The sequence below is a fragment of the Prevotella sp. AM42-24 genome (assembly GCF_003461825.1).
Lineage (GTDB): Bacteria > Bacteroidota > Bacteroidia > Bacteroidales > Bacteroidaceae > Prevotella > Prevotella hominis.
Genome location: NZ_QTXV01000045.1, coordinates 21,098 through 27,569 on the forward strand (window position 1 = coordinate 21,098; position 6,472 = coordinate 27,569).

The following is a 6,472-nucleotide window of genomic DNA, read 5'->3' on the forward strand; positions in this document are numbered from 1 at the left end:
TAATATCATATATGGAAACCTAAAAAATTAAAACAACAAAAACGATGATGAACAGACTTATTGCAACCACGTTATTATCAACAGCCGTTGCGTTCTCTGCCCAGGCTCAGGATGTGACAGGTACCATACATGCCAATCAGGGCACCCAGAAGATTTACAAGGAAATCTACGGTCAGTTTGCCGAGCATCTCGGTAGCTGTATCTATGGTGGACTTTGGGTGGGTCCTGATTCTAAGATTCCCAACACTCAGGGTTATCGTAACGACGTACTCCAAGCCTTGAAGGACCTGAAGGTTCCTGTATTGAGATGGCCAGGAGGATGCTTCGCTGATGAATATCACTGGATGGATGGTATCGGTCCACGTGAGAAACGCCCTAAGATGCAAAACAACAACTGGGGTGGAACCATCGAGGACAATTCTTTCGGTACACACGAGTTTCTGAATCTCTGCGAGATGATCGGCTGCGAACCTTATATCAGCGGAAACGTTGGTTCGGGTACGGTCGAGGAATTAGCAAAGTGGGTAGAATACATGACCAGCGATGGTGATACTCCAATGGCAAAACTCCGCCGCCAGAACGGTCGCGATAAAGCCTGGAAAGTAAAATACCTCGGAGTGGGCAACGAGAGCTGGGGATGCGGTGGAAACATGCGCCCAGAGTACTACTCAGACCTCTTCCGCCGATACTCCGTATATTGCCGCAACTATGATGGCAACGAACTCTACAAGATTGCATCAGGTGCCAGCGACTACGATTACAACTGGACCAAAGTCTTGATGGACCGTGTTGGTCATCGTGCCAACGGAATCTCACTTCATTATTATACCGTCACAGGTTGGAGTGGCAGCAAAGGCTCTGCTACCAAATTTAATAACGATGATTTCTATTGGACCATGGGCAAGTGTCTTGGCATCGAGGATGTCATCAAAAAGCACGAGGCCATCATGGACAAGGCTGACCCTAAAAAGCAAATTGGTCTTCTGGTCGATGAGTGGGGAACCTGGTGGGATGAGGAACCGGGCACAATCAAGGGCCATCTCTATCAGCAGAACAGTATGCGCGATGCCTTTGTAGCTGCGCTCTCACTGAATGTTTTCCATCGTCATTGCGACCGAATCCGTATGACCAATATCGCTCAGGTAGTCAACGTTCTCCAGTCAATGATTCTGACAGATACGAAAGGTACAGGTCACATGGTACTCACTCCGACCTACCACGTATTTAATATGTATAAGGATTTCCAGGAAGCAACCTACCTTCCGATGGATGTGAAATGTGATTCTATGGACGTTCGTGGCGACAGCCATGCCAAGAATGGTCGCAAGATTCCTGTAGTTTCCACTTCAGCAGCCAAGAAGACAGACGGAACCATCGTCGTTTCACTTGCCAACGTAAGCCTGGACAAGGCGCAGGAGATAGAATTTGCCCTCGACGGAGTACAGGCAAAAAACGTGGCAGGTAAAATTCTCACTTGCAAGAAAGTAAGCGACTTCAATGACTTCGAACATCCAGAAGTAGTGAAGCCAACCACATTTAAGGATGCGAAATTGAAGAAAAACGCCCTAAAAGTAAAGATTCCTGCAAAATCTATTGTTGTTTTAAAAATAAAATAGTATTTTTGTAGGGTGTAAAAAGGCCAGAGCCTGTTTTTATACATTAAAAGGCTCTGGAACCTATCGTTTCAGCAGAAGTTTTAACACATAAAAATTATAATTCTATTATGAATGACATTAAGGTAATGAATCATGCAGCCGATAATATCCGTATCTTGGCTGCCTCAATGGTAGAAAAAGCTAACTCAGGTCACCCAGGTGGTGCTATGGGTGGTTCTGATTTCATCAATGTACTTTTCGCAGAGTACTTGGTATATGATCCAGCAGATCCAACATGGACTGGTCGTGACCGTTTCTTCCTTGACCCAGGTCACATGAGTCCAATGCTCTATGCAGGTTTGGCCATGCGCGGTTTCTTCTCAATGGAAGACCTCAAGCAGTTCCGCCAGTGGGGTTCAGTAACTCCAGGTCACCCAGAACTTGACCTCGAGCGTGGTATCGAGAACTCATCTGGTCCTCTCGGTCAGGGTCACGCCCTCGCAGCTGGTGCTGCCGTTGCCGAGAAGTTCCTGGAGGCTCGTCTTGGTTCTACTATGATGCAGCACAAGATTTATGCATATATCTCTGATGGTGCAGTAGAGGAGGAAATCTCTCAGGGCGTAGGCCGTATCGCAGGTAACCTCGGCTTGAACAACCTCATCATGTTCTACGATTCTAACGACATCCAGCTCTCTACAGAGTGTGGCGTCGTAATGAACGAGGATACAGAGATGAAGTACAAGGCTTGGGGTTGGAACGTTATCAAGATCAACGGTAACGACGTAGCTCAGATCCGCGAGGCTCTTGATGCAGCTCAGAAAGAGCAGGATCGCCCTACCCTCATCATCGGTAAGACTGTAATGGGCAAGGGTGCCCTCCGTGCTGATGGCACAAGCTACGAGGCTTGCATCAATACTCACGGTGCTCCTCTCGGTGGCGACGCTTACGTAAATACAATCAAGCACCTCGGTGGTGATCCTGAGAATGCATTCGTTATCTTCGACGATGTAAAGGAGATTTACGCTAAGCGTGCTGAGGAGTTGAAGAAAATCGTTGCTGAACGCAAGGCTGCAGAGGCTGAGTGGCGCAAGGCTAACCCAGAGAAGGCTGCTCAGATGGATGAGTGGTTCAGCGGCAAGGCTCCTCAGGTAGATTGGAGTAAGATTGAGCAGAAGGCTGGTTCAGCTACTCGTGCAGCATCTGCTACTTGTCTCGGCGTTTTGGCAGAGCAGGTTCCTAACATGATCTGTGCATCAGCCGACCTCTCTAACTCTGATAAGACAGACGGTTTCTTGAAGAAGACCAAGAGCATCGTTCGTGGTGACTTCTCTGGTGCTTTCTTCCAGGCAGGTGTTGCTGAGTTGACTATGGCAGATATGTGTATCGGTATGATGCTCCATGGTGGTGTGGTTGCAGCAATGGGTACATTCTTCGTATTCTCTGACTATATGAAGCCAGCGGTTCGTATGGCAGCTTTGATGCAGGTTCCAGTGAAGTTCATCTGGACTCACGATGCATTCCGTGTTGGTGAGGATGGACCTACCCACGAGCCAGTTGAGCAGGAAGCACAGATCCGCTTGATGGAGAAGTTGAAGAACCATGCAGGTAAGGACAGCGTTCGCGTATTCCGTCCAGCTGATGCTGATGAGACTACAGTTTGCTGGAAGCTCGCTATGGAGAATGTTGATACTCCTACAGCTCTCATCTTCTCTCGTCAGGGCATCGCCAAGTTGCCAGAAGGTAATGATTACGAGCAGGCTGCTAAGGGTGCTTACATCGTAGCAGGCAGCGATGAGAATCCAGACGTTATCCTCGTAGCAAGCGGTTCTGAGGTTTCTACATTGGAGGCTGGTTGCGAGGCTTTGCGTGCTGATGGCATCAAGGTACGCGTGGTAAGTGCTCCATCTGAGGGCTTGTTCCGTGGTCAGAGCAAAGAGTATCAGGAGAGCGTATTGCCAAAGAACGCTAAGATCTTCGGTATGACTGCTGGTCTTCCTGTAACACTCCAGGGTCTCGTAGGCGCCAACGGTAAGGTTTGGGGCTTGGAGAGCTTCGGTTTCTCTGCTCCTTACAAGGTACTCGATGAGAAACTCGGTTACACAGGCGAGAACGTTTACAAGCAGGTAAAGGCTTTCTTAGCTGAGGCATAAAGAATACAAAAAGGAGTAAGAAGTGAAGGAGTTGGAGGGTTTCAGACTACTCTTTTTCTCCTTCACCTGACTCTTTTTTTTTCATATAAATAAGTTCTAACCTTTAAATTTTAACGATTATGGAAGTAAAGACAGTAGGAGTTGCATGCGATCACGCAGGTTTCCCAATGAAACAATTTGTATTGCAGTATTTGGAGAAGAAAGGTTATCCTGTAAAGGATTATGGTACATATAGCGACGAAAGCGTTGACTACCCAGACTTCGGTCATGCACTTGGCGAGGGTATCGAGAGCGGCGAGGTTTATCCTGGTATCGGTATCTGCGGTAGTGGCGAGGGTATCTCCATGACCTTGAACAAGCATCAGGGTGTACGTGCTGGTTTGGCATGGAACAAGGAGATTGCTCATCTCATCCGTCAGCATAATGATGCTAATGTCTTGGTACTTCCAGGCCGTTTCATCGACAACAAGACTGCCGAAGCTATCATGGACGAGTTCTTCTCTGCTTCCTTTGAAGGTGGCCGCCACGAGCGTCGTGTCAAGAAGATTCCTCTTCAGAAGTAAGTCTTGCAACTGATTCTTAAGAAAATGAACAGAAAGAACCAGTAAACCTATAGAAAATGCGCTTATCTCCCCTATTGGGAATAAGCACATTTTTTTTGCATTTTTTGCTTGGTCATCTCATGATTTTGATGTACCTTTGCAACGATTAAGACAAATCAACATAATCAACAAAACGACAATGAAAAAAATCATTTTTGGAATTGCTCTATTGCTCTCTTCTTCATTGGCAATGGTAGCACAGGAAAACAAGAAAGCCTGCTGTAAGACCCTGTCTTCATGCAGCAAGAATGCAAAAGGTTATTATACCCAGTATTACGGCAACAACCCTCAACTCATCAAGGAGGCAGAGGCATGGGCTGCATCAGGTGTCTGGCAGAATGGTTTTACCAAAGCCCGCCCTCATCACAGCGTCAATCTCGTGGATTTCTATCTTCAGTATCAGAAGAATCCTGAACAGTGGAAGGCTCTCTTCGACTACCTTGCCAAGACCGATTTGCTCAGTATTCCTGGCGGCAAGCACAAGATTCCCGGCTCATCACTCACCATCAGCGTAGAGGACAGCAAAAATGATCCGTTGGAAAAGCGCGGTTCTGAAAGCCACAACCATCACATTGATTTCCAGTATGTCGTCAAGGGCGTGGAGCGTTTCGGCATCATCGACCACTATACCAGTACGCCCAACTGCAAGTACCGTCCTGATGTCATTCATTACGACTACAAGAAGTGCCGTACCAAGTTCTACGACAGCACTCCAGATGAATTTTTCATCTTTTTCCCTCGTGACTGGCACATCGCCAAAGTAGCCAATGATACCGACAATCAAGACATCAGAGTACTTGTCATCAAAGTGGATTATAAAGATTGATTAGCAGAATGAAACAACTGAGAGAGAACGAAGGAATAGAGCGCAGTTTGTTGCTGACGATGGCTGTTATAGCGGGCCTCACAGTAGCAAACTGCTACTATAATCAACCGCTCTTAGAGATGATTCGCCATGACATGGGCGTGAGTCAACATGAGGCTAATCTCATAACCGTTGTCACACAGATAGGCTATGCGCTGGGCTTATGTTTCCTGATTCCTATGGGTGACCTCTACTCGCGTCGCCGCATCATCGTCATCAATATGTCCGTAGCAGCCGTCATGGCCGTTTTCATAGCTTTTTCCCAAAGAGTATGGATTGTTTGGGGTGCCTCTCTCCTGCTGGGAGCCTGCTCAGTCATTCCACAATTCTTCATTCCTATAGCAGGACAATATTCCGAAAAGAAAAATAAAGGCAGAAACATGGGCATTGTCCTGTCGGGACTGCTTACGGGCATTCTTGCCTCCAGAGTGGTCAGCGGTTACGTGGGCGAATGGTTGGGCTGGCGCGAGATGTTTATCATAGCAGCCCTCATCATGATAGTCTGCCTGATTCTCACGCTCAAGATTATGCCGCAGATAGACAGCAACTATGTAGGAACATATAGGGGGCTGATGAAAAGTGTCTTCCACATTGTAGCAAGCAATGCTCGCATACGTCTCTATGCCATCCGTGCAGCTTTCAGTTTTGGTAGTATGATGGCCATCTGGTCTTGTCTCGCCTTTCGCTTGGCACAAGCCCCATTCTTTTCGGGTAGCGAGATGGTGGGCACCTTAGGTATGTGCGGTATAGCTGGAGCATTAGCAGCAAGCGGATTGGGTAAACTTGTGAACCAATGGGGCATTAGAAAGTTAAGCCTTTATGGCGCCTGCCTGCAACTTGTAGCATGGACCACAGCTTATCTCTTTGGCGACACCTATATGGGACTTATTGTGGCTATTATTCTGGTTGACATCGGTTTACAATGTCTGCAACTAAGTAATCAGAGTGGTTGCATTCAGGAAATGCCTGAAGCATCAAACAGGGCCAACACCATTTTCATGACCACCTATTTTATTGGTGGCTCCTTTGGCACATATTGCGCCGGATTAGCCTGGACACATGAAGGTTGGATGGGTGTATGTGCAGTAGGAGCAGTCTTGGCAGCCATATCGCTCAGCATCACTATTTGCAGTACAAAGTAAAAGTCCCTCATAAAAGTGTGATATAAGATAACATTACAAAATATCTTAGAAGATTTTTTATTCTTCTACAATCATTTAAAAGAGGGTGTGTCATAAGTCTGTGACGCACCCTTTTTTT

Annotated in this window: 5 protein-coding genes; all 5 read left to right on the plus strand. The window is 46.9% G+C overall.

Annotated features, from left to right (window positions below):
- Positions 1-44: 44 nt before the first annotated feature.
- The 5 genes from DW917_RS12220 to DW917_RS12240 all read left to right on the plus strand — a co-directional run bounded on the left by DW917_RS12220 (position 45) and on the right by DW917_RS12240 (position 6,354).
- The gene (locus tag DW917_RS12220) at positions 45-1,616 is read left to right on the plus strand and encodes an alpha-N-arabinofuranosidase (protein ID WP_118119109.1); all 1,572 of its coding nucleotides are present in this window, start codon (positions 45-47) and stop codon (positions 1,614-1,616) included.
- Between the two features lie 107 nt (positions 1,617-1,723).
- Positions 1,724-3,745, plus strand: coding sequence for a transketolase (locus DW917_RS12225; protein WP_118119110.1), 2,022 nt, complete (start codon positions 1,724-1,726; stop codon positions 3,743-3,745).
- Positions 3,746-3,864: 119 nt separating this feature from the next.
- Positions 3,865-4,308, plus strand: coding sequence for a ribose 5-phosphate isomerase B (gene rpiB, locus DW917_RS12230; RefSeq protein ID WP_118119112.1), 444 nt, complete (start codon positions 3,865-3,867; stop codon positions 4,306-4,308).
- A 229-nt stretch (positions 4,309-4,537) separates the two neighbouring features.
- Positions 4,538-5,173: a YhcH/YjgK/YiaL family protein gene (locus DW917_RS12235; protein ID WP_118119120.1), complete on the plus strand. Its 636-nt coding sequence runs from the start codon at positions 4,538-4,540 to the stop codon at positions 5,171-5,173.
- An 8-nt stretch (positions 5,174-5,181) separates the two neighbouring features.
- Positions 5,182-6,354, plus strand: a complete 1,173-nt coding sequence (locus tag DW917_RS12240; RefSeq protein ID WP_118119114.1) for an MFS transporter — start codon at positions 5,182-5,184, stop codon at positions 6,352-6,354.
- The last annotated feature ends 118 nt before the right edge of the window (positions 6,355-6,472 follow it).